The organism is Saccharibacillus endophyticus, from assembly GCF_013185185.1.
Classification (GTDB): Bacteria; Bacillota; Bacilli; order Paenibacillales; family Paenibacillaceae; genus Saccharibacillus; species Saccharibacillus endophyticus.
The window spans coordinates 363,469-386,571 of record NZ_JAAZWE010000003.1 but is presented as its reverse complement, the minus strand read 5'-3'; the positions used below and the strand labels follow the sequence as shown (position 1 = coordinate 386,571).

The window sequence follows — 23,103 nt, the reverse complement described above, 5'->3', positions numbered from 1 at the left end:
AAAAAGAGGAGGGAAAAGAAATGAAGCGCATCGTGGACCGAATGCTGGGGAGCAGCTACTTTGATGACGGATTGCCGATCTATGTAAACCGGGCATCCGAAAATTTCGATCTTTCCGAGCATACGCACGATTTTATCGAACTGGCGTACATCGCGGAAGGCTCGGGCGTGCATTATATCGGCGAAGAAAGCCTGCGCGTATCGCAAGGCGATGTCTTTTTTATTCCCGTCGGAACGTCGCATGTGTTCCGTCCGTCGGCACCGGGACGCGGACGGGAACTGATCGTATACAACTGCTTGTTTCCGACGAAGTACGTGGAGCAGCTGGAAAGCTTTTTCCCGGACGCTGCCGAGATGCTTGCCTTTTTCCGCGAACCTCAACATCCTTGGCTGCGGTTACGCGATCCGGGAGAGTTCCGAGGATGGTTCAAAGAGTTGTTTCGGGAGTATGCCGCACGGCTTCCGGGCTGCGAAGCCGTGATGACCGCGTTAATCGTACGCATGCTGGTGACGCTGCACCGGCAAGCGCAAAGCGAGGCTGCCATGTCCGGATCGACGGATATTACCCTTTCCCGCCCTTCCGTCGAACACGTCGTGCGGTATATCGAAGAACGGTATGCGGACAATCTGACGCTGCCCGAATTGGCGGCGCAGGTCGGACTCGGCGAACGCCAATTCAGCCGTTTGTTCAATCAGCAGACGGGCATGAACTTCTCGACCTTTTTGCAAAACACGCGCGTGGAAGCGGCCTGCGTGCTGTTGACTTCCTCGCACCGCAGCATTCCCGAGATCGCGGCGGCTGTGGGATATAGCGATATGAAGTTTTTTTATCGGTTATTCAAACGCAAGACGGGAGAGACGCCGCTCGGGTATCGGAAAAGCCGGTGAGCGACCGCTCTGCTTAGCTCTGAGCCAGCCACTCTACTGCCGGATACGAGATCAAATTGCGGTCGCGGGAAGCGGCGGCAATCGTATCTTCGTGGCGGCTGAGCAGACCGTTTTGCAGCAGAACCGGACTATAGCCGCGCTCGATCGCTCCGTTATAAGTGAACAGCACGCAGTGCTCCGCCGCATACCCTGCCAAAACAAGCTTTTCGACGCCCTGCTGCACCAGCACTTCTTCCAGTTCCGTTTTCCAAAACGCGTTCGAATATTCTTTGTTCACCGCCAGATCGGACGGATCGACGACGATTTCCTCGATAATTTCGTAACGATCTGCCGTCTCTTCGGTCATGCCTTCGATATCGCGGATATGGATGATCGGATGCCCGGCCGCGCGCAGCACGCCCGATACGTAATTGATATGCTCGCAGGCGTTGTCGATTTTGCTTTGCGGGACGTCTCTGACATGTTGATGTTGAACGTCGATGATCAGGAAAGCGATTTTCATGGACATAACCTCCTTGGATAGGAATGTGGTTAGAAACTCCGATTCAAGATCCGAAGCACTTCTCGTTTACTTTTCGACATGACCCGCATGATTTCCTCGACCATCGCGTCATCGAATCGAATTTCCGTACCGGTCTTTTTCAAGGTATTAATGGATATCGTTCGCTGCATCCTAAGTAACCGTTCCCAACTAATTGTTTGACATGTTCCGACGGCTTTCTTTACATCTGCGAAGCCAAATCCACAATTCGGTCCAACACTGCCTCAAGCTCCGCCGAATCCGTCACGGTCAGCACATGATCCGCTTCATGTTCCGACGGCGCTGACAGATTCGGATCACCCGACTGTTTTTGCTGTCGCAGCAGCACTTCTTCGAAGCTGGCTGCACTGCGGAATATTACTTTGCTGCGCGTGCTGTTTCGAACCCGCTCCATCAGCAATGCATCCGGCAGATCGAAATAAACCATCACCGCAGTAAATCCCTGTTTTCGAAAGCTTTCCAAAATTTGCGTGCGCTCCGTACGGCCCCGGTTAGCATTGCATAGAATCAGATGCAAATCGGTCTGCTTCACCGCATGCTCCACGATCGCTTGCGTAACCTTATGCTTAAGCGTATTTTCGCCGGAGGTAGGCACGATCTTGCGGTAATAGGTGTTGATAAAACCGGAATGATTGTCCTGATCGATCACTACCGAATTCGAGAGACGCTGCTCCAATTTTCGAGCGAATGTCGTTTTCCCGCTATGGGTTTTGCCGATCGTCATAATCAATAAGCGTACCATCCGTCATGCCTTCCTTTCCTACTGTTCTGTCAGGCTTTGCGTTATTCGTAAAAAACGATGCGATTGCCGAACGGGTCGGTCACCGACACTTCCTTCGCCCCCCACGGCTGATCTTCGATTCCCGGACGCGAAAAACGATAGGGCTTCGCCGTCAATTCCCGATGCAGCTCAGGCAAATCCTTCACGCCGATCCGCACTGCCGCGCCCGGCGTACAGTCCCCGTGATGCTCGGATAAGTGCAGCTCGACCGGCCCGCGGGACACCTGGAGATACAGCGGCATGTCCGCTTCGAAGCGATGTTCCCAGTCCACTTTGAAACCCAGATAACCCACGTAGAATTCTTTAGCCTTTTCCTCATCGAAGATTCTTAAAATCGGCGTTGTTCCGATCAGTTCCATTCGTTATCCCTCCTGTTCAATTTAGCGTTTACGGCTTCTCGACCAATCGCCCGCTCAACCAAAACGTCCCGCTCAAAATCTCGCCTTCCCGTACTTCCCGTTCGCCGATCAGCCGTTCGTCCGCGACGACGTCGATATCCCCGCCCAGCGTCCGCACGAGCACCCATTGAAAATACGATCCGCTCAGTTCGTTTTTGACCCAACCTGCACGCAATACCGTTCCGCTGAACACGGCTGTCGATACCGCTTCGCCGCCCTGATCATTCAATCCTGTCGATACGAAATGATGGGCCGGGACAATCTGCGCGGTCAACGATTGGCTGAGCTGGTAATGTTCGTACTCCACTTCATTCGCAAATAAGTTCAGCTCATGCGCGAAAGCCGCCAGCTGCACATGCTGAAGCAGCGGCTGGGTCAGCGGTCCGTAGGTATCACGGTCCGGCAGATCGAACACGAACGAATATAATCTTTCTCCCGGCTTGCCCGGTCCCGCCCAAGCATAGAACGTCCCGTCCAGCTCATTGGCGTCCTCGCGCATCACTTCGGCTTCGATCCCGATCTCCATCAGTCCGGCTCCGGTAAAATGCGGGTGCATGCCGATCGCGACGCCTTCGCTGTTAAGCTGAAGCCATAACTCCGCTCCGCCGCCGGCCTCCAACCGAACGTAAGCGCCTTTCTGCGTCTGCATTAATGTTCCGTGCTCGTACGCATAATTCGCAAGCTGCAAAAAATCTTCTTCCTCCTGCATCCGGAATCCCAGCATCGTCATATGATTAATCATTGTAACCCTCCCAAGCGCGGTATGTATTCGTAGCGAGCGTTTTCTATCTTCTATGCTAGAGGGCAGTGACAGGCAAGTCAAATCGGAAACGCACGAAATCCGGCAAACAGCAAAACGACGACCGCCATAGCGATCGTCTATCTTTTTATCCACTGATTCCCAACCAATCGAAGAAACGCATGATCAACACGTATTCGCCTATAATCATCGCTACGGAGATCATCAGCATGAGTTTGACTTGGGCTTCGTTCATTTTATGCTCCCAATAACGACCTTTCCATGCCGCATACCAACTTGGCGTGTACGTATCTTGAATAGCCTGATCCATGTCGTTACGATCGCGAAACAAAATACGGGATAGCAGGTGGACCAACGGAATGTTGACGGCGAACAACACAAGCAGCAAGATTCCTTCCATATTATCTCCCCCTCTCTAAGTGACTACGTTTATAAGAGGAATAAGTTCCTTATTCATCCAAAAAAGAGGGAATTTTATTCAGAAATCGCTTGCTGCCGGTCTCCACCCGGTGTCCTTGCTCCAGCGGCTTGCTTCCTGCATGATTTTCCAAATGATCGGGTCTTTGCCGTCGACGTAAAAGTCGCGCTCATGCGGCGCGGAATAACGCTCGGCCAAGGCGTGTTTTTCTGCCGCGTATACGCGTCGCCATTCCTCGCTTTGCCTTAGGAAATCTCGGAATAACAAAGCAAATTGCTCCGACCAACTCCCGGCTTCGCGTACATGGATATGGGTCCGGCGCATCCCTACCTTTTCGCGAAAGTAACGCTTGGTCAGATCCGGATTATCCGCGCGGTGGCGATATCCGGCCGCTTCGAGCGCGGAACGATACGTCATCGGCTCCAGAACCTTGACCGAGATTTGAATATCGATCACCGGCTTCGCGTCAAGTCCGGGAACAGCCGTCGAACCGATATGGTCGATACGCAGCGCTTGGTCTCCGATCGCATCGCGCAGTCGCTTGGCGATTTCAACGAATTCCGTTTGCCATTTACCGTCGTAAGGCATTACGATTACGGCTTCTTTCATCGATTCGTCCCCCTTTTCATCGCATCGTTTTCCCTTCAGATGCCAAAATGAATCACGCAAATTCCGGTCTCCAACGCTTTTTCGGTCACCTCGATAAGATTATCCATTTGCCGGATCAGTTCATGTTTGGAGAACTTCAACTTTTCGTAAAAACCATTCTCCGGATCCGCGCCATCCCAACCGTAATTACCTGTCAGTCCGATTTCTTCAGGTCCTGCGCCGAAAAGGCTTTTCCAAGCGATCGCGATTTCTTGAAGTTTTCGAATGTCTTCCGGATGCTGAATCAACGAATACCCGTAATTGTCGAGTCCATGTTCCCATTTGCCGTTCGGAAACTGTGCCCGCAGCCACCGAAACGTATCATACATATAGTCAAACAGATCATCGTCGATGACCGCCTGCGGCGAGATTACAACCCCGCCTCTCCATACATGGCCTTGCTCCCAACTCAACCATTCGTGATTCGCGTCTTCCTTTTTACCTGCAATAAATTGATGATAAGGCATTATATTTCTCCTCTCTAAATCTACTTTCGCCGTAGTTTGCGTACACGAATTAAATAGACGGGGATAAGCTCTTCAAAGTTGGCTGCGGATTTATCAGGAAAAATTATCTATTATGTATTGAACCGGATAGATGAGGATTGAAGATTCCAAGCGGATGAAAGAAATGAAGAATAATTTGTTGGTGATGGAGCATAATTTGAGGGGGGAGTAGGGAGGCAAATAATCAAAGTTCAAAAAAAGGATACATTTGGTTAAATAACTAGCAAACGCTTAACACTATCCTTTTTAGTTATCATTAACTATAAACTTCAAGGAAATTATTAATCATTTAGGAGGAATAATCATGGTTTTATTATTCATTCAAATTCTTATTTCAGGGCTTATCCTAGGAGCCGTACTGTACGCCATAAACGTCTTTATTCCCAATTTTCTTTTCTTGGGCATCATGTATTTAGCATCTGCCGTAATGATCTATTTTCTGTTTAATGATTATAAATACCTTGCGATACTTGTATTCGCGTTTCTGACCCATCTTCTTTTGAGAAAAACCGATGTGCTCAAAAAGGCATAATCCGTTCCGGCAGACGAAGCCGAATCGATCAAAGTCAAAAAAGCACAACTTAAAAAGCTGCTGCCTGTATGACACAGACAGCAGCTTCTTTTTGCATGTTTTAACTTTTAGGCTTCTTTGATCACATAGAGTACGCTTTGGAAGTCGCCGTTGAGCATCGGAAGCGGCAGGCCGAAGTTCATGAGTTCGTCGCCGCCGTAGGCTTGGCCGCTTTCGCCTGTGCCCAGACGGCCTTCGACGGTATAGCGTTTCAGCGGATCAAGACCTTTGAGTTTCAGGCGGCGCAGCGGCGCGTTGGGTTCGCCGAGTACGCGGAAGTAGGCGGCGAAAGCTTCGGAACGGTCTTCGGACACGTAAGCCCAAGCGGTGTCGTTGCTTTCGAACGGGTTTTTGATCCGATAGAAGTTGCCGAACTGGATCAGGTTGCGCAGTTCTTTGTATTGTTGAACCTGCGCTTTAACTTCCGTTTTCTCTTCTTCCGTGAACTTCGTCAGATCCAATTCGTAGCCGAAGTTGCCGCTCATGGCGACATGTCCGCGCATTTCGAGCGGCGTGATGCGGCCGACCTGATGGTTCGGAACCGCCGATACGTGCGCGCCCATGCTGCTCGCCGGGTAGACGATGCTGGTACCGTATTGGATCTTGAGACGCTCGACCGCGTCGCTGTCGTCGCTCGTCCAGGTCTGAGGCATGTAATACAGCATGCCCGGATCGAAGCGTCCGCCGCCGCCGGAGCAGCTTTCGAAAAGGATATGCGGGAAGCGCGACACGATGCGTTCCAGCACGCTGTACAAGCCGAGCATATAACGGTGAGCCGTTTCGCGCTGGCGGTTGGCCGCCAGCAATTCCGAACCGATCTCGGTCATGTTGCGGTTCATGTCCCACTTCACGTACGTGATCGGGGCCGATTCCAGCACTTTGGATACCGAATCCACGATATAGTCGCAGACGTCCGGACGCGACAAGTCGAGGATCAGCTGACGGCGCGCTTCCGTCCGGCTGCGGTTCGGCACGTGCAGGCACCATTCCGGATGATTCCGGTACAGTTCGCTGTTCGGGGACACCATCTCCGGTTCGAACCACAATCCGAATTCCATGCCGGTCGCGGTAATGTCGCCGGCAAGCTTGGACAGTCCTTCCGGCAGCTTGCGCGAATCTTCGAACCAATCGCCGAGCGAGCTGTCGTCGCTGTCGCGTTTGCCGAACCAGCCGTCGTCGAGCACGAACAATTCGATCCCCAGCTCTTTGCCCGACGCCGCGATCTCCTTGATCTTTTCCGCATTGAAATCGAAATACGTCGCTTCCCAGTTGTTGACGAGAATCGGACGCGCTTTGTCGCGGAATTCGCCGCGGCTCAAACGGGTACGATACAGTTTATGGTAAGTACGCGACATGCCGCCCAAACCTTCCGAAGAACGAACCATGACCGCTTCCGGCGCTTGGAAGACTTCGCCCGCTTCGAGTCTCCACTCGAAATCGAACGGCTGGATACCGAGCTGCGCGCGCGTCGTTCCATACGAATCGACTTCGACTTGTCCCAGGAAACCTCCGCTGTAGACCAGACTCAATCCGTAGACTTCGCCGAAGTCTTCGCCCGAATCTTTCGCAAGCAGCGCGATAAACGGGTTCTGGTTATGGCTGCTCGATCCGCGTTTGCTGTCGATGCGGTGGATGCCCGGAACCAGATCGCGTTTATGGATATGACGCTCGCGAATCCATGCGCCGGAGAGCTGCAAGAATTCGAAGTCGCTATGGTTAAAGTCTACGCTGGCGCTGAGTGCGCGACCCAGAGCGATGACTTCTTGCCCTTCGTTGATAAAACGAACGGAGCGGGTAATGGCGTCCAGCTTATTGAATACGCTATAGCTCAGCACTACGCGCAGTCCTGTCAATTCGTCGCGCAAATGCAGGTGCAGCGTGTCCGCTTCCTCGTCGCTTTCCACGTAAGTCGCCGGAAGGCCTTCAAGCGCGGGCTTGCCGGATACGATCTCATGACGCTCATAGGCAAGGCGGCTGATCGTCGTTCCGTCCGCATAACGGGCTTCGAACGCGGGCTCGCGGAAATCGCCGCTGCCGTACGACGGATATTCCTGCGGCAGCGTATCGAGCGAGAATTGCATCGCATCCGCGCTCAGGTTCGGGTGGAACGAGCAGCGCTCGATCGAAAAGATATGTTTATCGAACGTTTCCTGAGACAACTTGGGCCCCCAGTAGACATGTGCAGGATGCGCCGACTCGACAAGCTCGATCACGTAACTGGATGCCGCTGATTGCAGATGGAACGTTTGGTGTTCGGAATCAAAGAAAATAGGCAAGGGAAAATCCTCCGTTTCGGACTGGTGTCAAATCGATTGCAGGCGGGCGACGAAAAACGGGAAGCCGTTTTCGGACCGGATCTAACAGGAACGAAAGCCCGGTCTTACGTAACGAACGAATCGGCCGAGATTGCCGCAAGTCGCGTTTTCATTCAAATGCGGCAGCGTACGTTTATCCGCGATTCCTGTTACTATGCCAGTCTTGTCCCCGCAACTCCATATTTCCATTATAGGGAAACGGCAGGCAGAATCCATATGTCAGGATGCCTGATTCGCATGTCATAAAGCCAGATGAATATTTTGGAAAACAAAAAGCCGAAGCTTCTTCGCTTCGGCTTTCGCTTAATCTCATCGGCGTTCGGACGGTTCTTGAAGCGATCGCTGCCCGGATTTTCGAACGGGACCGTGTTCGGCGCGCGCTTCTCCCGTCGTTCCCGCAGGCTTGAGAGCGCGGTTCAGGCCGACGCCCAGCAGAATTCCTCCGATCGCCATATACGTCAATACGTGTCCGCCCATCAAAGCAGCGATCTCGGTCGGAGATACGTACTCTCCTTTTTCCCATTTCGCGCCCGACTTCGCGGTCGCCTGTTCGATGCCCATATCCACGCTGCCCAGCAGCAGGAACACTCCCGCGCCGGCGATAACCAACGCGACGATACGCCATATCCAAGCTTTCTGACCGTTTGTCATAAACCGCCTCTTTTCCGCGGGTCTCCCGCCGGGTTCTGTCGTTCAAGCGATAGCCCGCCGCCTCGTTGCCCCGTTCTTCCGGATTGTCCGCCAGCGGATTCCGTGTACGCTTTTGCTCCTTCGGTCGTCGATGACGTCAAACTTCCTAGCTGACGATCCGATCCAGATTCCGAAGCGTCGAGGCCAGTGCCTGCTCGTGTTCTTTTTTCGCGATGCCTGCCGGGACCTGTTCGCAGACGACCGTTACCTTCGTCCGGTCACCGTCGGGTTCAAGCTTCCAGATGATCCGCATTTCTCCGGCAAAAGACGGATCCGGCGAATCGAACGCGACCGCCTGCACGACCTTTTCGCCGGGCACGAGCTCCAAAAAGCGGCCTTCGACGATATCGCGATCCCGCGAAGATTTTCCTTCGAACGATCCCGAAGCCCCCTCATGGGTCAGAACCATCCGGTAAGCGCCGCCCGCCTGCGGTTCGAAGCGCTCGATCTTCCCCCGCATCCCTTCCGGCGGCAGCCAGCGAACCAGCACGTCCGGATCGACGAATGCCCAATACAGTTTTTGCGGCGAAGCTTGAATCGTGCGGGAAGCCGTGTCCGTACGCGGACCTTGTACCCTGCTTGCTCCTCCTTGCTCAAACCCGGATGTCGGCAAAGAGTCGGCAACATGTACACCCGGTTCCTGCTCGGCAGCGACCGTAATCCTTTGCATTTCCAACCGACTTAAAGGACGCAAGGCCTGAAACAATCCCACGCCCGCCAAAATAGCTCCGAGCGTCCGGTAAGCGGCAATCCCGCTCTGCTGGACCAACCAAAACCTCGTGCCCGAACCGTACTCATCCTGACTGCTCGTCAACGAATCCGCTTTGGCCAACCCAAGCTCCGTGCTTCGCAGCACGAGTAATATGCCGACAATGCCCAACAGCAGCGAAATTCCTCTCAGCGCAAACGACAACGACGACTTTTTCATGGGCACTCCTCTCGGAAGCGAAAAGCCTGAGCCGGCCGTTCGCATTCAGTTGGTAGCTTATGATCAAAATTACGCTCAAAAGCCGTCCCGTGAATCATGGGTCGTTGTATTTTCGAAAGACTTTTCGATTCGCTGACGGTCGTAGTCCAGAATCCAATCGTTGCAAGCCTCATACACCTCGCGCAGCGCATCCGCCGAAGTCGCGATCACATCGCAGCCCCGATCGTCGTAGACATGAAAGATCGTCCCGGTCGTTTGGTTGATAACATATACCTCATGCTCAATCGACGGCTTTACTCCCATATCCGTATTGCATAATGATCGAATCAGATGCTCGGATCGTAGATCCCGTCCCCGGCATTCCAATACAAACCGATGCGTCTCGATATTTTCATCCTTTTCTGCTTCGGCATAAATGTACGGAATCGTGATCTGACTGAGCTTTCTCAACACGCGATGATCCTTAACCCGGCGACGGTACACATTCAACTTTCGCTCATGGCGGCGAGGCCGATCAAGGAAATGCGCGTTCGTCACTACCAACAGTTCGTCGTCTTCCCGATGTAGCAGGTTATACAGATGTATCGCCCGGTCGCCGGCTTCGCGCAAGTAACGTTCTTTTTGCGACATGTCCAATTCAGGATCGCCAAGCTCGAAGCGGATTCCGATGTCCCAGGAGTAGAAAAGGGGCTTGCGCAAAAGCAAGCCCGGAAATTGCTTATCCATAAAACCGTTCAACATCACCTACCTTACCTCCTCGGTCAATCCTTTTCCGCATGCTCCAAAAACCTTAGCATAAACGCCGCGATTTCATCCGTATGCGTCTCGAGCGCAAAATGTCCGGCATCCAGCAGATGAACTTCCGCAGCCGGAAGATCCCGCTTGTACGCCTCGGCTCCGGCAGGAAGGAAAGCCGGATCGTTTTTGCCCCACACCGCCAGGAGCGGAGGTTGATGCTGCCGGAAATACGCTTGGAATTCAGGATAAAGCTTCACGTTGGTCCGATAATCCAAAATCAGGTCCAATTGAATCTCTTGGGCTTCCGGACGTGACATATAGGCGATATCCAGCGAATATCCGTCCGGCGATACAAGATCGGCATCCGCTCCGTGCAAATACTGAAAGTCGCGAATCGTCTCCGGCGCCAGGGAATCCCGGCATGCTTCCCGATTCTCCGGCGTCGGCGAATGCCAATAGTTCTCCCAAGGTCCCCAAGCTTCGCTGAAACCCTCCATATACGCGTTTCCGTTCTGACTTACGATCGCCTGTACACGTTCGGGATGAGCAACGGCCAGACGGTATCCGACAGGCGCGCCATAATCGAATACGTACAGGACATACTTATTCAAAGCCAGCGCCTCGGCAAACCCTTCAACGACTTTGAACAAATTGTCGAACGTGAACTCGAACTGTCCGCGCGGCGGCGTTTTCGTTTGTCCGAACCCGGCCAGATCCGGCGCGATGACGCGATAACGTTCGGCCATCTTCGGAATCAGGTCACGAAACATATGACTCGACGACGGAAAGCCGTGCAGCAATAAAAGAATCGGACCGTCTTTCGGACCGGCTTCGCGATAAAAAACATCAACCTCTCCCACTTTTTGCTGCCGATAATGAATCTTCGTCATATTACATCTCCCTTTGCTATTTTTTAGTCGCGCAAATAACTAAGGAAATCGTATAATACAATCATCTATTTGACTAACGAATAGTTCGAATCCCTATTATTCCAAAATGAAATACGAAAGGTTGAGGCAGTCATGATCGATGCGTTGGAAGGACGACTTTTTCTGGCTTTTATCGCTTTGGCGGAGGAAAAAAGCTTCAGCCGGGCCGCCGAGCGTCTAGGTTACGTGCAATCGACGATCACGACGCATATTCAGCAGTTGGAGAAGATCGTCGGGCAAAAATTGGTGCATCGTTATCCGAGAGGCATGGAACTGACCGAGGCGGGAAAAGTATTCGCGCAGTACGCGTATCGATACGTCCATTTGATTCGCTCCTTGGACGAGCAGATGCACGAATTGACCGAGCCGTCCGGCACGATACGGATCAGGGCGCAGGAATCTTTTTTCCTGACGCGAATGCTTCCTTTTATTCAAGACTATGCAAGCCGCATGCCGAACGTGAACGTGCGGGTCGAACACGGGGCGTATCCAGATATCTTGAGCGGCGTGTTGAATCACGAACTGGATTTCGGCATCGTGCCGCAAAATCCGAATCGGCATGAACTGCTGTTCGAACCGATCCTGGAGGAGACGATTGTGTTTGCCGCATCGGAACCCGTCACCCGGCAGGTGCAGGAGGCGGGAGCGCAGGCGCTCGGCGATCAACTGTTTATCAGCAACGGCACCTCGTGCCTCTACCATACGTCGGCCGCGGATGTGCTGAAACAAGCCGGGATTACGGTAAAAGACGCGTTGGAGCTGCCCAGCCTGGAGATGATCAAACAATATGTAAGCTGCGGCAAAGGCTTTGCACTGGTTCCGGAGATCGCGATCCGCAACGAGATTCAGACGGGCAAACTTCAAGTCTTGTCGTTTGCTCCCGAAATGAAATTCACGCACGGCCTGATCGCTCACCGCAACCGGGAGCACGGTCCGACCGCCCAAGGATTTCGAACCGCGCTCATGGATTTCTATCGGTCTCCGATCGTCTCTTCGCCGGATTGAACGCCTTTACGCCTTCCCTTCGACCACGATATACGATTGTTTGTAAAAAGGATTCGTCCGCCACAGCTTTTCCAGCTCGGAGATCGGCAGCTTTCGGTTATAGCCGCTCTCCCTGGAGTTGGTCTTATGCTTCAACGACTCGGCCAAGTACAGATGCTCGCGGTCATACCCGACGACGGGCGCGAAATGCGCATACCTTTTATCCGGAAAAACTTTGATGAACGCGATCACAGGAACGCCGAGGCTGACCCGTTTTTTGAGCGTTTCGATATTGCCCCGATAGAACGAAGCTTTGTAGCCCATACGCCGGAAAAGGACCAATATGCCCCGCGGATCGACCGTACCGTCCAGCAGCTTGCGCGGAAAGCCTTTGTATAACTCTTGCCCGTCTGCCTCGACGCCCAGATGACGCAGCACGTAAGCACTGGAAAAAGCGGCACATTCCGTTTTCGGCTGAAGATCGGTCCGGTTCGGCGTGTCGATCAGATAGCTTTCCGGTGTATTCGTCGCGTGAATCGCATCTTTTTTGGGCAGCGCGTGATAATAGGGAAGCAGTACGGCTGTCGCCACCCCGGTCGCCGCCAAAGCCACGTCCCAAGCGTCCACCCGTTTCTGTTTTAGATGAATGTCTCTTTCCTCGCTTGCTCGCGGTTCGGGTTGATTGTTCATATTCTTGTAACCTCCTTTATGCAGCCGATCGTTACAATAGACAAGTTGCACGTATGTAAGCGTTACCCATCCTATATTGAAAGGAGCTAATCATAATGATTTCTCTTCGCAAAATTACGTTGGAAAATCGCCGTCTCATCTTCAATCTGGAGGTTGCCGAGGATCAAAATCGTTTCGTCGCGTCCAATCTGTCCAGCGTCGCTTCCTGTTATGTCCTGTTGACGAACGGCGGCACGCCTTTTCCTCTGGCTATCTATGCGGACGAACAACCTGTCGGCTTCGTGATGATCACGTACGGCATTACCGGCTACGAAATTCCGTCGATCGCGCATGACAGCTACTGCATTTTACGCCTGATGATCGATCGGAAATACCAAGGAAAAGGCTACGGACGGGAAGCCATGATTAAGATTTTGGAGTTCATTCGCACTTACCCTGCCGGGCCCGCCGCGTACTGCTGGATTCAATACGAAGCCGACAACATTGCCGCGAAAAAGCTGTACGAAAGTTTCGGTTTCCGCGATAACGGCGAGGTGTGCGACAATGAACCGGTGACGGTACTGAAGCTATAGACGAACGGTTAAGGAAGGACAACGGCTTCTTCACGGAATCTTCGCCAAATTTCCTCGACCGTCTCTTCGGGGGTTTGGTGCGAAGAATCAAGCCATAGGCCGACGCGCGGCGTCTCGTTACGCAGCAAATTGTCCAGCGCTTCGACCGTCCACGCTCCGTATCCGGTCTTTGCCCGAGCGGCTTCCCGTCTTGCAACGGTCTCGGCCTCGGGACACAGTACCACAACGTGAAACGGGCTTGCCTTTACATACGAGACGAACTCATGCAGAATCGGTCCTACGACAACATCCTGAATGACGACATTGAATCCTTCGGCCAGATAGGTTTCCGCCGCCTGAACCGCCAACCGGTATCGCAGTCGAAGCTGATCGAGCTCATCCGTCTCCGCATCCGGGCTCATGTCCTTGCGGTCGTTCACGATCAATCGTCGAAACAAATCCCCTCGCACATGCACCGATTTTTCGAAACGTTCGGCCAGCAGCTGTCCGACCGTCGATTTTCCGCTTGCCATGATGCCCGTTACGAGGATGATGCAAGGCTGCTGCGTCGTCATGCCGTTGTCCTCCTTTTCGTCGCTTACAGTCACAGTCGTTCTTCGTCATCCGCATATTCGCGCAGCGTGATATACGGAAATCCTCCGGCTTCAAGCAGTTCTTTTACATAGCGCTGCTGCTCCTCTAGAGGAACCTGATACGGCGGATGCACATCCTTCATATTCGCAAACAGCACCCAGCCGATCTCCGGATTGTCGAATTTCCGTTTGCCCTCTTCGTCCACGTTGGGATACAGCTCGACATAGGGCAAACGCGCTTCCAGCAGCCCTTTGCTTTTCGTCTTGACCATGACCCGATTCAACGGTTCGAAAAAAGATTTCATTTTAGCCGTTAAAGCCTTCTCGTCGGTTGCTGTACTTGTCAGTCCGTATTCGATGGATCTATTCATTGACGCGCTCCTTCTTCCCGCTTTGCCTCCAGGCGTTCCCGCAATTCCCTTTCACTTAAGTTTAGAGTAAGCCGGTCCAACGCTGTTGCGGCAAACCAATCTGGATCGATCTGCGGATCGCCACCGAATTTCACTACATGTGTAACCGAATCCGGCGGCATGTAGATATTGTGAGGACGCTTGGGGGGAACGTGTAAGCTCTCTCCCTTTGTAAGCAGCCGCAGCATAAGCTCCTGCTCATCTGTTAACTCTGCATAAGCGATCCAGCCTTTTTCCACAATATAAATTTCCTGCATCCGCTCATGAAAATGGCTATTCTGCCAAGCCCCGTCCGCCGCGCTTTCCGTACGAATATAGGAACTGCCGTCAGAACCGACCAGTCGGAAACGCTTTTCTCCGTTATCCATTTCGTGATGCACGGCTTTGATTCCCAATAATTCCGCTTGTTCGGAAGACACGGATTTCATTTTTACGTACCTCCTTCTTTGCACCGCACTAAGGCAAGCGTAATTCCAATTTGCTTAAATCGATAATAAAGCCGCTTTCTTTTAAGATATCCAACCCAAGAAGCCCATTATGTTCTTTCGGTAAAATCCCGACGTCTCACTCTCATCCAAGGATCTCTGCGAATTTGAATAACAAACTCGGGGCGGGTTGTGTGATAGACGAATTTACCGGGCTCTGTTCGAAAAAATTCCTTATTAGCTTCTGAATCGGACAAAGCACGAATAGGGGCTACTTCATGTTCGTTCCTCTTTGAATTCATTTTCGAAAAGATTTAATTTCATTTTACCACAGCAAAGTTGCCCGTTCCCCCTGCTCAAAACCCGATCCGCTCAAGCAACCTCTCCCCGTTCAAAAACGGCACGCAATGCTCTTCGCACAGCTTCGGCATGCGTTCGCGCATCCATGCCGACAGGTTCGTATTCCCGGAAAAGAGCATGCAATTCCGCGAGCTGCTTCCCGAGTTTGCGCACCGTTTCGTCGTTGTCCATGTCTTCTTTGACCAGATCGCGACCGCCCATCCAGCTCAGGAGCGAGACGTCGCAATTCCGGCCCGGGTATGCTGCACGCCTTTCATTCCTTCGACGAACGGATCATGGATACGGAGCAGATAGTTCGTGCCCGACGCAGCCGTTACCCGGTATGCACGGTTTTCGTTATGTCGCAAAAAAGCGGTCTCCGGTCGGTCCAGATCGTATCGGTTCAATAGTTCGGCAAGGTGTTGATCATTCATCGGTCATCTCTCCTTTTCGACAGCATATTGAACTTCCGCGTTGCAAATCTTGTTTTTAAGAAGTCTTTAAACAGGGTAAAATGGCCATAAGTCAATTATACCATCGAGAATGAAGGAGGGCAGAACTCCATGAATCAAAAACCGCTGATCGGCATGATGCTGGATTGGAGTATGGATGTCGACTTCTTTCGTGCGTGCGCGGTAGCTGCAGCTTATTACGGCGCGGATTTTTATTATTTTCGCATTTCGGACATCGGCGACCATTCCATTACCGGGACAAAGCTCGAAAACGACGAATGGATCAGCGACGAGTTTCCTTATCCGGACGCGATTTACGATTACACCCGCAGGCGAGAAGTTCCCCGCTTCGAGGAAGCCTATCGCAAAATCGGTCATATTCCTATGGGACACACGATCAAAGGCCGCTCCATGACCAAAAGCAAAGTATACCGAATCATTCAAAAAGACAAACAGCTCAAACAAAGCCTGATTCCGTATATGACCGTACGCGAAGCGGAAGATCTATTCACTTTTATGCAGAAACATCAAAAGGTTATTTTCAAAACAAACGGAGGCTTTGCGGGACAAAAGATCCTGACGGCAGAGTTGAAAAACGACGGGATCGAGCTGTTCGACCAACAATATCTGCATTATTTTACAAAAGACGACCTTTCGCGTTTGAGCGAGATGCTTAAAAGCAAACGTTATTTTGCCCAAAAGTTGATTCATAGCGTCACGCCTCAAGGCCACCCTTTCCATCTTCGCGTTCACTTATCGAAAAACGGAAAAAACCGTTGGGTTATAGCTTTCCGTTCTATCAGTTTATCGCTGAATCCGCATATTTCGATCACCAACTCCAAGCATACGTATCGGGGGACAAGTACATGGGGCGCTTTTTTGCAAAACCAGTACAACGAAGAAGAAAACGGCCCCATGCAGCAGATGATCGACGACTATAGTTTGAAAATGGCAAATTATTTGGAAGAAGCGACCGGCGGCGGCTTTCACGAAATCGCGCTCGATCTCGGTACCGACGAACGCAACCGGATCTGGCTGTTCGAAGCCGGAATCGGCTTGCCCGGCACGCTGTACCACCAGCTCCAAATGGCGCTCCCGGCGATGGCGTATACGCTGTACCTATTGAAAAAGGCCGCTCCGAAGAGCAGCCTTTAACCTGTCGAGAAACTCCAACGTAGCCGGTAAAATTTCATCCGAGTTTTCCCAGTGAGACAGCGAATTGTGAAGCATTTCGAAGAAATGCACTTCGGAAGCCTATGCTGGCAATTTTTCTCGCAGTCTTCTCGCTTCCCGCACCTGCGTAACTTTCTCGACAACTATTAAGGCCGCTCCGAAGAGCGGCCTCGTTTTCATTCCCTTCATTTCCCCGCCGAAGACAAAAACTTCTCCAGCGGCGCTGTGTCCGTGATGCTATGATTGCAGGCTTCGTCATCCATGCAAATATATTGGCCGATCGAAGAAAGATTTTCCGGCGAGCTGCCTTTGAGTTTCACGTTGAAAAAACCCAGCTCCTGATGGCGGTTGCAGAACATGCAGAACCCTTTTTTATTCGTCGGCGTGATCCGTCCTTCGATTCCGACAAACTGATCCTGATTCTCGTACACGATAAACAAGCGGTTCGTCGCATGATCGACCCATCTTAGATACGTCGTGTGCGCGTAATCCAGCCGTTCAAGATCGGGGAGTTTAAGCTTTTTCACTTTCGGGAACAGCTTCTGCGCTTGCTTGGCAGTCACTTCGGGAAAAGGCACCAGATACGGCTCCAACGAATCCAGGTAGTCCTGGACATGTTGGGCTTCTTCTTGGTCTGCCAGCCGCTCCAGCAATTTTTTCTGCTCGGCAGTCAGTTCCTCGAACGCGTCCATCGCTTTGCCGACGGCGGTGTCTCGAACCGTAGCCAGCACTTTGCGGTCCGCTACGCTGCGGAGTGTTTTCAACAGGAAATTGGCTTGTTTTTTGATCACGTTCAGTTGATGGTTGTGAATGAACGGTGTTTGATTTTGCATAGCTCTCAGCCCCTTATATGATTTGGAAAAAGATAAGGTGCAAAGCCTGCGGAGTTAAAGATTCATGCTGCTTGAAAAAAGACTTGCGGTTCTTCGGAACCTTCCAAGCCCGCATTCGGGGACGATTACGATTGATCTCGTCGCCCTACACAAAGTCCGCCCCTATCTCAGGCTCTGCGTAAGGCCTTTCTAGCAAACGAGCAAGCCGGTGCGGTCCAATTTGCCACGGTATAACCCCCAGTACGAATGATATATCGGAAGTATAGCAGGACTGAAGCTTTCGGGCAATGCGGCGCAGACAGACCGGCAGGCCGAAGCAGCGTCAGTTTTGATTGCTCCTCGCAAACAAAATATAATCCAGACTCACGGGCTCGAAGCCGTTTTCCCGCAGCAGCAAATTAATCTGTCCTCTATGGTACTGACCGTGCAGCGTCACATGCGCCAAAATATCTCCGACCGAGTTTTCGAACGGTGTCCCTTGGCTGTTAGCGTAAGCGACAACGCGGTCGGGGTCGGACAAGATCGGATCGGCAAGAAAAGCGCGGAAACGTTCTTCATTCTGCTCGACAAGTTCGGCGCACTGAGCAAGATCCAGTTCCGTCCAAATCGGTAGACCCGAACTATCGACGCCTCGCAGTCTCGTCAGCCATACCCGTTCGGCAAGCAGGACATGCGCGAACAGCTTCAATGCCTTTCCGCTTATTTCCGTGCCGCGCAAAGCTTTTAAAATCTCACGGTTCGCCCAACCTGAATGCCGGAACAACTTTTCAGTCGTCTGCATGTTACTTCGCCTCTTTTCGAACAAAAATTTTGCTTCATTCGTTCATTTTCGCTTTGCGGCATCGATTTCCTTCAAAAAAGTTGCTTGACTTGAACTACGGTTTAACAATTATTATGTCCTTGTCGACATAAACAGTTTAACTTCGGAGGCCTTCATCATGGAAAACAAATCGATCAGCGAAGCGGCGGAGCATTTCGCCGTTCCGGAATCGACGCTGAGATATTACGAGAAAAAAGGACTGCTTCCGCATTTGCAGCGCGACGAAGCGGGCAGGCGATTGTTTTCGGGATTTCATATGACGCTGCTCAAGGTAATCCTGAACCTCAAACGCACCCATATGCCGCTATCCTCGATCCGCCAATATGTCGCTTGGGTCGTCGAAGGCGAGCAAACGACAGAGCTTCGACTCGATATGATGCTCAAACACCGGCAAGCGGTGCTGCATGAGATCGAGGACATGCATGAGGCGCTGGACGGCATTACGATCAAGATCGAACGTTATGAAGAGCGCGTGGACGGTTGGAAAAGCAACGACGATTCCATTCATAGAAAAGAGGTTCACTTATGAAACTGACAGGAAATACGATTCTGATCACGGGCGGCGGTTCGGGGATCGGGTTGGCTTTTGCGGAACGTTTTGCGGCATCGGGCAATACGGTCATCGTCTGCGGACGGCGAAAAGAAATCTTGACAGAGGCACAAGATAAAGTTCCCGGCCTGATCACCTATGTCGGTGATATTTCCACGGAGTCCGGCCGGATCGATCTGTTCAGCTGGGCGACGACGAATTACCCGGATCTCAACGTGCTGGTGAACAACGCAGGCATTCAACAGCCTTTGAACCTGCTCAAGGCCGATACTATCAATTGGAGCGATGTCAGCCGGGAGATTCACACCAATCTGGACGCGCCGGTGCATCTTTCGCTGATGTTTGCTCCGTTTTTCGCGCAAAAAGAAGCTTCTGCGATTGTTAACGTTACTTCCGGCCTGGCCTTTACGCCGCTGGTGGTAGCTCCAATCTATTCGGCGACAAAGGCTGCGCTGCATTCCTTCACCATGAGCCTGCGCCATCAGCTCTCGGATACTTCGATTGAAGTCATTGAGATTGCGCCTCCGGCGGTCAATACGGACCTGGGCGGAGCCGGACAGCATACGCACGGCGAGCCGCTGGATGCGTTCGCGGACGGGATCTTCGAAGGGTTGGAAAAAGGACTGGAAGAGATCGGATACGGAACGTCGGTGGCAAGACTGCGGATGTCGCGGGATGAAGTGGATGTGTATACGGCGAAGATGTATGAAACAATGAAGGAGCGGTTGGAGGAATAGAAACGTAAAAGGCTCGCTTTAAGAGCGGGCCTTTAATGTACGTTCTAATTTTATTTTTTCGATAGCATTGCTGATTAATTTCTTCTGAACACTTAAATCGTCCGGGTTGCGTGGCTCTACATAATGCCCATTACTCACTTTACGTGCTACAGTATCCAAATTTTCACGAGGATTCTTTTGGATCATCATAATCACCTCTCGTTTAAGTATATCATAATTAATTTATCAGCAGCATTTTCGTCTATAACCAGTATTCCGTTGCCAACAAGCAAATGCAATAAGATGTTCACCTACTAAGTCGAAAATCTTCCCCTTACGATTATGCGGTGCACTTTCGATCAGGTGAATATAAATATGATCTTCTCGGATTTCTAAAGCGATAGCGCCCTCGATTCGAGTCTGATTTTGGATTGTCATCTTGTAAACCTGAATGTTTGAATGATCGTCTGCTTTAAAATATGAAGTCCAGTCAAAATTTTCTTCCCAACTATTCATCTCTTGTCGAATCTCTATTAATTTCAGTTTTTCAAAATGTACTGGATACCTTCTACCAGACTGATTATGAATCAGCAAATCTACTCACCTTTTTTCTGTATAAAACTAAAATTTTTCTATAAAAATCAAATAACGAATCTAACATGCCGACTCCCCGATCTCTCTACTTTTTTCTGTTGACTGCAAAAAAGATATCCGTGCGCGCCCCCGTTTCGATCACTCTCGTTTTCTCAAGCGTAACCGGCAGCTCCCCGAGCCCGTCAAACAACTTTTGTCCGTCCCCAAGCAGCAGCGGCATGATCCCGATTTGCAGCTCGTCCACCAGTCCGGCCTTTAATAACTGCTGCCCTATGCTCACTCCGCCGACTACAGTAACGTCCCTATCTCCTGCAGCTTGCTTCGCCGATTGAACGGCTTTTCCGATCTCGTCCACGAAGGTAAAGCTAAGGCGCTCGTTTTCTTTCGGCCTTTTGTCCGGAGCGGTATGCGTTACGATAAAGATCGGTACTTGAAACTCGTAATCCGCCGCATAATGATCCGGGTCGCCCGCCAGCTCGAAGGTCCGACGCCCCATTATGACGGCCCCGGTGTCCCGAACGGCTTCCTGCATAATCTCGGACTTGCCAAACTCCTGATGATTCGGATACAGCATAGAGATATTGCCGTCCGCATCGCTAATGAATCCGTCGAGCGACATCGTCATGCCGAAGATCACTTTTGTCATGGCCTGCACGATCCTTTCGGGAATGGCATAGACAACCATCGATACGATAAACGAAAGTACAAACGTCAAGCAGCCCATGTCCTCACTCGTCCTTTTCCGCCTGATCTCACCGCTCGTCTACTTCACATGTGCAGCGATCGCTTCAATCACAGTAGCCCAATCCTCCTCATGCAGCTCATGCCCGCTTCCGGCAAGCTTCAGCAGCTCCGCATGCGGAAGAACGTTCGCCAGATGCTCGCCATGCGCATAAGGAATAATCGGATCTTCTTCGCCGTGGATGACCAATACCGGCACCGCGATTTCGCTCGTTCGCGCCATGTCCGATTCTCCGCCGGCCAACAGCGCATGATTGGTCATGCTGCTTGGACGGTTCGCCCGGTCGAAATCCAACTTCGCCAGCGTATCCGCTTTTTCCTCGTCAAAAGCATGTTTCGACCCCACCAACACTCTCGAACGATCTATCGTAAAACGAATAAAAGACTCCCGATCCGTCAGATCCACGGCTCCCATATCGGCAAAAAAGGTCGCGACCTTCTCTTCCATCGGCGGAAGGTGCTCGGCAAAGTTGGAGGCTGCGAGCAGGATCAGACTCTGAACACGCTCCGGATCACGCAAAGCGATCATCTGTGCCAGCATCCCGCCGAGCGACATGCCCATAATATGCGACCGCTCGATGCCGTAAGCATCCAACACGCCGATTGCGTCGCCTGCCATCTCTTCCAGCCCGTACCCCGGTTGCCCCGGTTCATACGTCGTCGAACGGCCTACGTCGCGGTTATCGTAACGAATAATAAACAGTCCTTGATCGGCTAGTTGAAGGCAAAACTTCTCTTCCCACCAAATCATCGAAGACTGCGCACCCATGATCAGCAGCAAGGCCGGATGACTCGGATCACCGAAGGTTTCCGTGAAAATTTCGGCGTTTTTCGACTGGATCATTTTCTCGCTCATCGATATTGCCTCCTTGTCAGCGCTGAATTTGTTCGATCGTGATATGTTCTTCCCCATAGCTGTTTCGAATGCTGTATATGCCCATTTCGAATGACTGCAGCAAGACTGCCGCTTCGCGGCTTCCCCGGTTTCTTTGCTGCAGATCCAGCAGAAGGCATCTTGTATAATTCTGCGTCATGGCGGCTTCCGCCTTGTCCTTGGTCAGTTCTTGCAGACTATGCACCGTATTGATGACCAACGTGGATACTCCGGCAGCGACAATATCTTGACCGTACGGGGCGGAATGAATAATGCCTTGAGCGATAAAACCGCACAACGTCATCTTGCGATTGTAATAAAACCGGATGACGAACGGGTTAGGGTTGTCTTCGTCCCACGAATTCATAACTCTGCTCCTTTTTGTTTGACTCCATTAATATCCAATACCCTGATCGAGCAAACCCGAACAAGACGTCGACGAATGTCTGCCCCATTGCTGCAGCGGTCGACGATCGCAACAAGTTACCTCCCTCAAGTCGATATAAAAAAACAGCCCCGATCTCAAACTCCTCAAGGCTGCTTCCATACGTTAAATGCTCTTATCTTAAAATTCCGTTCTTATTCGGCCTGTACGTGTTCCTTCAACTCCGTCGGCAAGCCCGCAGCGCACATCCGCATACAGTCCGAATGGTTCTCCAAAGCTTCAATAATCGCGGGGGGCGGCTCATGGAAGTTGGTCTCGTAATCGACTTCGCCAAGTTCCGCCCGCGCGTGATACGCCAGCTGTTCGGTTTCTATGGAAAACCGGGCGTCTACGCCTTCTTTATTCCCGCGCGCGTCGAGTCTGATCCACTGATCTTTTTCACGCAAATAAACGGTATTCAGCGCATGAATAGCATAACCGCCTTCAACCGTATCGTCCCACGTCAGACGTTGATAACACATCCCTGCCGGAATGCCCATTCCTCTTAACAACGCGGCTAGCAGATGCGATTTGGCGTAACAAATGCCGTGACCTTGCCGCAGCACCTCGGAAGCCCGGCGTGTGACTTCAAGGCTGCGAATGTCCATGGAATGGGAAATTTCATCGCGTACAAACTCGTAAGCGGCTTGAATCCGTTCAAGTTCCGTAGTTTGATCGAAGGTTCGAATGCGTTGCTGAATGCCGCGATCATGAAAATCCGCATAATCGGAAGGCTGAAGATAGGCATCCGTTGAAAGCGTCGATTGCAGCTTGATTGCGTGCATAGTTTGCAAAACTCCTTTTCGCGGGGATGGTTATGGATC

32 protein-coding genes are annotated in these 23,103 nt (G+C 51.7%); 6 read left to right on the top strand and 26 right to left on the bottom strand.

Annotated elements, in window-relative coordinates; genetic code table 11:
- Positions 1–20: 20 nt before the first annotated feature.
- Positions 21–887: an AraC family transcriptional regulator gene (locus tag HRQ63_RS13085; protein WP_172244351.1), complete on the top strand. Its 867-nt coding sequence runs from the start codon at positions 21–23 to the stop codon at positions 885–887.
- Between the two features lie 13 nt (positions 888–900).
- Here HRQ63_RS13085 and HRQ63_RS13080 read toward each other — a convergent pair whose 3' ends face one another.
- From HRQ63_RS13080 to HRQ63_RS13025, 12 genes are all read right to left on the bottom strand, one after another.
- A complete protein-coding gene (locus tag HRQ63_RS13080) occupies positions 901–1,389 on the bottom strand; it encodes a cysteine hydrolase family protein (protein ID WP_172244349.1) in 489 nt (162 codons plus the stop codon).
- Positions 1,390–1,609: 220 nt separating this feature from the next.
- Positions 1,610–2,170, bottom strand: coding sequence for an ATP-binding protein (locus HRQ63_RS13075; protein ID WP_172244347.1), 561 nt, complete (start codon positions 2,168–2,170; stop codon positions 1,610–1,612).
- Positions 2,171–2,211: 41 nt separating this feature from the next.
- Entirely contained in the window at positions 2,212–2,568 is a 357-nt protein-coding gene (locus tag HRQ63_RS13070; RefSeq protein ID WP_172244345.1) for a glyoxalase superfamily protein, read from the bottom strand.
- Positions 2,569–2,596: 28 nt separating this feature from the next.
- Positions 2,597–3,349 carry a hypothetical protein gene (locus tag HRQ63_RS13065; RefSeq protein ID WP_172244343.1) on the bottom strand — a complete coding sequence of 251 codons (753 nt, stop codon included), beginning with the start codon at positions 3,347–3,349 and terminating at the stop codon, positions 2,597–2,599.
- 145 nt (positions 3,350–3,494) lie between these two features.
- Positions 3,495–3,767 (bottom strand): hypothetical protein, encoded by a 273-nt coding sequence (locus tag HRQ63_RS13060; protein WP_172244341.1) that lies wholly within the window; start codon positions 3,765–3,767, stop codon positions 3,495–3,497.
- Between the two features lie 78 nt (positions 3,768–3,845).
- Positions 3,846–4,394 (bottom strand): GrpB family protein, encoded by a 549-nt coding sequence (locus tag HRQ63_RS13055; protein ID WP_172244339.1) that lies wholly within the window; start codon positions 4,392–4,394, stop codon positions 3,846–3,848.
- Positions 4,395–4,429: 35 nt separating this feature from the next.
- A complete protein-coding gene (locus HRQ63_RS13050; protein WP_172244337.1) occupies positions 4,430–4,900 on the bottom strand; it encodes a hypothetical protein in 471 nt (156 codons plus the stop codon).
- Between the two features lie 678 nt (positions 4,901–5,578).
- Positions 5,579–7,786, bottom strand: a complete 2,208-nt coding sequence (locus HRQ63_RS13045) for an alpha-galactosidase (RefSeq protein WP_172244335.1) — start codon at positions 7,784–7,786, stop codon at positions 5,579–5,581.
- A 348-nt stretch (positions 7,787–8,134) separates the two neighbouring features.
- Positions 8,135–8,476 (bottom strand): hypothetical protein, encoded by a 342-nt coding sequence (locus HRQ63_RS13040; RefSeq protein ID WP_172244333.1) that lies wholly within the window; start codon positions 8,474–8,476, stop codon positions 8,135–8,137.
- A 145-nt stretch (positions 8,477–8,621) separates the two neighbouring features.
- The gene (locus tag HRQ63_RS13035) at positions 8,622–9,443 is read right to left on the bottom strand and encodes an SRPBCC domain-containing protein (RefSeq protein ID WP_229714180.1); all 822 of its coding nucleotides are present in this window, start codon (positions 9,441–9,443) and stop codon (positions 8,622–8,624) included.
- A gap of 75 nt (positions 9,444–9,518) precedes the next feature.
- On the bottom strand, positions 9,519–10,184 hold the full coding sequence (locus HRQ63_RS13030) for a DUF3885 domain-containing protein (RefSeq protein WP_229714194.1): 666 nt from the start codon (positions 10,182–10,184) through the stop codon (positions 9,519–9,521).
- Positions 10,185–10,204: 20 nt separating this feature from the next.
- Positions 10,205–11,071 (bottom strand): alpha/beta fold hydrolase, encoded by an 867-nt coding sequence (locus HRQ63_RS13025; protein ID WP_172244329.1) that lies wholly within the window; start codon positions 11,069–11,071, stop codon positions 10,205–10,207.
- Between the two features lie 132 nt (positions 11,072–11,203).
- Here HRQ63_RS13025 and HRQ63_RS13020 point away from each other — a divergent pair, with 132 nt between their 5' ends.
- Positions 11,204–12,115 (top strand): LysR family transcriptional regulator, encoded by a 912-nt coding sequence (locus HRQ63_RS13020; protein ID WP_172244327.1) that lies wholly within the window; start codon positions 11,204–11,206, stop codon positions 12,113–12,115.
- 6 nt (positions 12,116–12,121) lie between these two features.
- On the opposite strand, the gene HRQ63_RS13015 is transcribed toward HRQ63_RS13020, so the two are convergent.
- Positions 12,122–12,784, bottom strand: coding sequence for a cysteine peptidase family C39 domain-containing protein (locus HRQ63_RS13015; protein ID WP_172244325.1), 663 nt, complete (start codon positions 12,782–12,784; stop codon positions 12,122–12,124).
- A gap of 95 nt (positions 12,785–12,879) precedes the next feature.
- On the opposite strand from HRQ63_RS13015, the gene HRQ63_RS13010 reads away from it, so the two are divergent.
- Positions 12,880–13,356 carry a GNAT family N-acetyltransferase gene (locus HRQ63_RS13010; RefSeq protein WP_172244323.1) on the top strand — a complete coding sequence of 159 codons (477 nt, stop codon included), beginning with the start codon at positions 12,880–12,882 and terminating at the stop codon, positions 13,354–13,356.
- A gap of 8 nt (positions 13,357–13,364) precedes the next feature.
- Here HRQ63_RS13010 and HRQ63_RS13005 read toward each other — a convergent pair whose 3' ends face one another.
- From HRQ63_RS13005 to HRQ63_RS12985, 5 genes are all read right to left on the bottom strand, one after another.
- Positions 13,365–13,910: an AAA family ATPase gene (locus HRQ63_RS13005; protein WP_172244321.1), complete on the bottom strand. Its 546-nt coding sequence runs from the start codon at positions 13,908–13,910 to the stop codon at positions 13,365–13,367.
- Between the two features lie 29 nt (positions 13,911–13,939).
- Positions 13,940–14,299: a hypothetical protein gene (locus HRQ63_RS13000; RefSeq protein WP_172244319.1), complete on the bottom strand. Its 360-nt coding sequence runs from the start codon at positions 14,297–14,299 to the stop codon at positions 13,940–13,942.
- The gene (locus tag HRQ63_RS12995; protein WP_172244317.1) at positions 14,296–14,766 is read right to left on the bottom strand and encodes a cupin domain-containing protein; all 471 of its coding nucleotides are present in this window, start codon (positions 14,764–14,766) and stop codon (positions 14,296–14,298) included. The genes HRQ63_RS13000 and HRQ63_RS12995 overlap by 4 nt, the downstream gene beginning before the upstream one ends.
- A gap of 369 nt (positions 14,767–15,135) precedes the next feature.
- The gene (locus HRQ63_RS12990; protein WP_172244315.1) at positions 15,136–15,324 is read right to left on the bottom strand and encodes a hypothetical protein; all 189 of its coding nucleotides are present in this window, start codon (positions 15,322–15,324) and stop codon (positions 15,136–15,138) included.
- A gap of 5 nt (positions 15,325–15,329) precedes the next feature.
- Positions 15,330–15,536, bottom strand: coding sequence for a hypothetical protein (locus HRQ63_RS12985; RefSeq protein WP_172244313.1), 207 nt, complete (start codon positions 15,534–15,536; stop codon positions 15,330–15,332).
- A gap of 129 nt (positions 15,537–15,665) precedes the next feature.
- On the opposite strand from HRQ63_RS12985, the gene HRQ63_RS12980 reads away from it, so the two are divergent.
- A complete protein-coding gene (locus tag HRQ63_RS12980) occupies positions 15,666–16,709 on the top strand; it encodes a YheC/YheD family protein (protein WP_172244311.1) in 1,044 nt (347 codons plus the stop codon).
- A 203-nt stretch (positions 16,710–16,912) separates the two neighbouring features.
- Here HRQ63_RS12980 and HRQ63_RS12975 read toward each other — a convergent pair whose 3' ends face one another.
- Both HRQ63_RS12975 and HRQ63_RS12970 read right to left on the bottom strand, forming a co-directional pair.
- Entirely contained in the window at positions 16,913–17,560 is a 648-nt protein-coding gene (locus HRQ63_RS12975; RefSeq protein ID WP_172244309.1) for a FusB/FusC family EF-G-binding protein, read from the bottom strand.
- Positions 17,561–17,882: 322 nt separating this feature from the next.
- A complete protein-coding gene (locus tag HRQ63_RS12970; protein WP_172244307.1) occupies positions 17,883–18,341 on the bottom strand; it encodes a DinB family protein in 459 nt (152 codons plus the stop codon).
- 157 nt (positions 18,342–18,498) lie between these two features.
- On the opposite strand from HRQ63_RS12970, the gene HRQ63_RS12965 reads away from it, so the two are divergent.
- Complete coding sequence (locus HRQ63_RS12965; protein ID WP_172244305.1) at positions 18,499–18,909, top strand: MerR family transcriptional regulator; 411 nt, start codon at positions 18,499–18,501, stop codon at positions 18,907–18,909.
- Positions 18,906–19,667, top strand: a complete 762-nt coding sequence (locus tag HRQ63_RS12960) for an SDR family oxidoreductase (RefSeq protein WP_172244303.1) — start codon at positions 18,906–18,908, stop codon at positions 19,665–19,667. The genes HRQ63_RS12965 and HRQ63_RS12960 overlap by 4 nt, the downstream gene beginning before the upstream one ends.
- 18 nt (positions 19,668–19,685) lie before the next feature.
- Here the strand turns inward: HRQ63_RS12960 and HRQ63_RS12955 are convergent, their stop codons facing one another.
- From HRQ63_RS12955 to HRQ63_RS12930, 6 genes are all read right to left on the bottom strand, one after another.
- The gene (locus tag HRQ63_RS12955; RefSeq protein ID WP_172244301.1) at positions 19,686–19,856 is read right to left on the bottom strand and encodes a hypothetical protein; all 171 of its coding nucleotides are present in this window, start codon (positions 19,854–19,856) and stop codon (positions 19,686–19,688) included.
- A gap of 36 nt (positions 19,857–19,892) precedes the next feature.
- Positions 19,893–20,240: a hypothetical protein gene (locus HRQ63_RS12950; RefSeq protein ID WP_172244299.1), complete on the bottom strand. Its 348-nt coding sequence runs from the start codon at positions 20,238–20,240 to the stop codon at positions 19,893–19,895.
- Positions 20,241–20,325: 85 nt separating this feature from the next.
- Positions 20,326–20,964 carry a dihydrofolate reductase family protein gene (locus tag HRQ63_RS12945; protein WP_216673928.1) on the bottom strand — a complete coding sequence of 213 codons (639 nt, stop codon included), beginning with the start codon at positions 20,962–20,964 and terminating at the stop codon, positions 20,326–20,328.
- A 39-nt stretch (positions 20,965–21,003) separates the two neighbouring features.
- The gene (locus HRQ63_RS12940; RefSeq protein WP_172244297.1) at positions 21,004–21,837 is read right to left on the bottom strand and encodes an alpha/beta fold hydrolase; all 834 of its coding nucleotides are present in this window, start codon (positions 21,835–21,837) and stop codon (positions 21,004–21,006) included.
- A gap of 16 nt (positions 21,838–21,853) precedes the next feature.
- Positions 21,854–22,222, bottom strand: coding sequence for a ribosomal-processing cysteine protease Prp (locus HRQ63_RS12935; RefSeq protein ID WP_172244295.1), 369 nt, complete (start codon positions 22,220–22,222; stop codon positions 21,854–21,856).
- A gap of 212 nt (positions 22,223–22,434) precedes the next feature.
- Positions 22,435–23,064 carry a transglutaminase-like domain-containing protein gene (locus tag HRQ63_RS12930; RefSeq protein WP_172244293.1) on the bottom strand — a complete coding sequence of 210 codons (630 nt, stop codon included), beginning with the start codon at positions 23,062–23,064 and terminating at the stop codon, positions 22,435–22,437.
- Between the last annotated feature and the right edge of the window lie 39 nt (positions 23,065–23,103).

What these genes read in the sequence shown, in the direction of transcription:
- HRQ63_RS13040 (WP_172244333.1), bottom strand. Translation starts at nt 8,476, where the DNA reads ATGACAAACGGTCAGAAAGCTTGGATATGGCGTATCGTCGCGTTGGTT.
- HRQ63_RS12930 (WP_172244293.1), bottom strand. Translation starts at nt 23,064, where the DNA reads ATGCACGCAATCAAGCTGCAATCGACGCTTTCAACGGATGCCTATCTT.
- HRQ63_RS12955 (WP_172244301.1), bottom strand. Translation starts at nt 19,856, where the DNA reads ATGATGATCCAAAAGAATCCTCGTGAAAATTTGGATACTGTAGCACGT.
- HRQ63_RS13010 (WP_172244323.1), top strand. Translation starts at nt 12,880, where the DNA reads ATGATTTCTCTTCGCAAAATTACGTTGGAAAATCGCCGTCTCATCTTC.
- HRQ63_RS12995 (WP_172244317.1), bottom strand. Translation starts at nt 14,766, where the DNA reads ATGAAATCCGTGTCTTCCGAACAAGCGGAATTATTGGGAATCAAAGCC.
- HRQ63_RS13055 (WP_172244339.1), bottom strand. Translation starts at nt 4,394, where the DNA reads ATGAAAGAAGCCGTAATCGTAATGCCTTACGACGGTAAATGGCAAACG.
- HRQ63_RS13035 (WP_229714180.1), bottom strand. Translation starts at nt 9,443, where the DNA reads ATGAAAAAGTCGTCGTTGTCGTTTGCGCTGAGAGGAATTTCGCTGCTG.
- HRQ63_RS13075 (WP_172244347.1), bottom strand. Translation starts at nt 2,170, where the DNA reads ATGGTACGCTTATTGATTATGACGATCGGCAAAACCCATAGCGGGAAA.
- HRQ63_RS13050 (WP_172244337.1), bottom strand. Translation starts at nt 4,900, where the DNA reads ATGCCTTATCATCAATTTATTGCAGGTAAAAAGGAAGACGCGAATCAC.
- HRQ63_RS13060 (WP_172244341.1), bottom strand. Translation starts at nt 3,767, where the DNA reads ATGGAAGGAATCTTGCTGCTTGTGTTGTTCGCCGTCAACATTCCGTTG.
- HRQ63_RS12985 (WP_172244313.1), bottom strand. Translation starts at nt 15,536, where the DNA reads ATGAATGATCAACACCTTGCCGAACTATTGAACCGATACGATCTGGAC.
- HRQ63_RS13070 (WP_172244345.1), bottom strand. Translation starts at nt 2,568, where the DNA reads ATGGAACTGATCGGAACAACGCCGATTTTAAGAATCTTCGATGAGGAA.
- HRQ63_RS12970 (WP_172244307.1), bottom strand. Translation starts at nt 18,341, where the DNA reads ATGCAGACGACTGAAAAGTTGTTCCGGCATTCAGGTTGGGCGAACCGT.
- HRQ63_RS13080 (WP_172244349.1), bottom strand. Translation starts at nt 1,389, where the DNA reads ATGAAAATCGCTTTCCTGATCATCGACGTTCAACATCAACATGTCAGA.
- HRQ63_RS12990 (WP_172244315.1), bottom strand. Translation starts at nt 15,324, where the DNA reads ATGGGCGGTCGCGATCTGGTCAAAGAAGACATGGACAACGACGAAACG.
- HRQ63_RS13030 (WP_229714194.1), bottom strand. Translation starts at nt 10,184, where the DNA reads ATGTTGAACGGTTTTATGGATAAGCAATTTCCGGGCTTGCTTTTGCGC.
- HRQ63_RS12960 (WP_172244303.1), top strand. Translation starts at nt 18,906, where the DNA reads ATGAAACTGACAGGAAATACGATTCTGATCACGGGCGGCGGTTCGGGG.
- HRQ63_RS13065 (WP_172244343.1), bottom strand. Translation starts at nt 3,349, where the DNA reads ATGATTAATCATATGACGATGCTGGGATTCCGGATGCAGGAGGAAGAA.
- HRQ63_RS12935 (WP_172244295.1), bottom strand. Translation starts at nt 22,222, where the DNA reads ATGAATTCGTGGGACGAAGACAACCCTAACCCGTTCGTCATCCGGTTT.
- HRQ63_RS13025 (WP_172244329.1), bottom strand. Translation starts at nt 11,071, where the DNA reads ATGACGAAGATTCATTATCGGCAGCAAAAAGTGGGAGAGGTTGATGTT.
- HRQ63_RS13085 (WP_172244351.1), top strand. Translation starts at nt 21, where the DNA reads ATGAAGCGCATCGTGGACCGAATGCTGGGGAGCAGCTACTTTGATGAC.
- HRQ63_RS13000 (WP_172244319.1), bottom strand. Translation starts at nt 14,299, where the DNA reads ATGAATAGATCCATCGAATACGGACTGACAAGTACAGCAACCGACGAG.
- HRQ63_RS12965 (WP_172244305.1), top strand. Translation starts at nt 18,499, where the DNA reads ATGGAAAACAAATCGATCAGCGAAGCGGCGGAGCATTTCGCCGTTCCG.
- HRQ63_RS12945 (WP_216673928.1), bottom strand. Translation starts at nt 20,964, where the DNA reads ATGGGCTGCTTGACGTTTGTACTTTCGTTTATCGTATCGATGGTTGTC.
- HRQ63_RS13020 (WP_172244327.1), top strand. Translation starts at nt 11,204, where the DNA reads ATGATCGATGCGTTGGAAGGACGACTTTTTCTGGCTTTTATCGCTTTG.
- HRQ63_RS13015 (WP_172244325.1), bottom strand. Translation starts at nt 12,784, where the DNA reads ATGAACAATCAACCCGAACCGCGAGCAAGCGAGGAAAGAGACATTCAT.
- HRQ63_RS12980 (WP_172244311.1), top strand. Translation starts at nt 15,666, where the DNA reads ATGAATCAAAAACCGCTGATCGGCATGATGCTGGATTGGAGTATGGAT.
- HRQ63_RS13005 (WP_172244321.1), bottom strand. Translation starts at nt 13,910, where the DNA reads ATGACGACGCAGCAGCCTTGCATCATCCTCGTAACGGGCATCATGGCA.
- HRQ63_RS12940 (WP_172244297.1), bottom strand. Translation starts at nt 21,837, where the DNA reads ATGAGCGAGAAAATGATCCAGTCGAAAAACGCCGAAATTTTCACGGAA.
- HRQ63_RS12975 (WP_172244309.1), bottom strand. Translation starts at nt 17,560, where the DNA reads ATGCAAAATCAAACACCGTTCATTCACAACCATCAACTGAACGTGATC.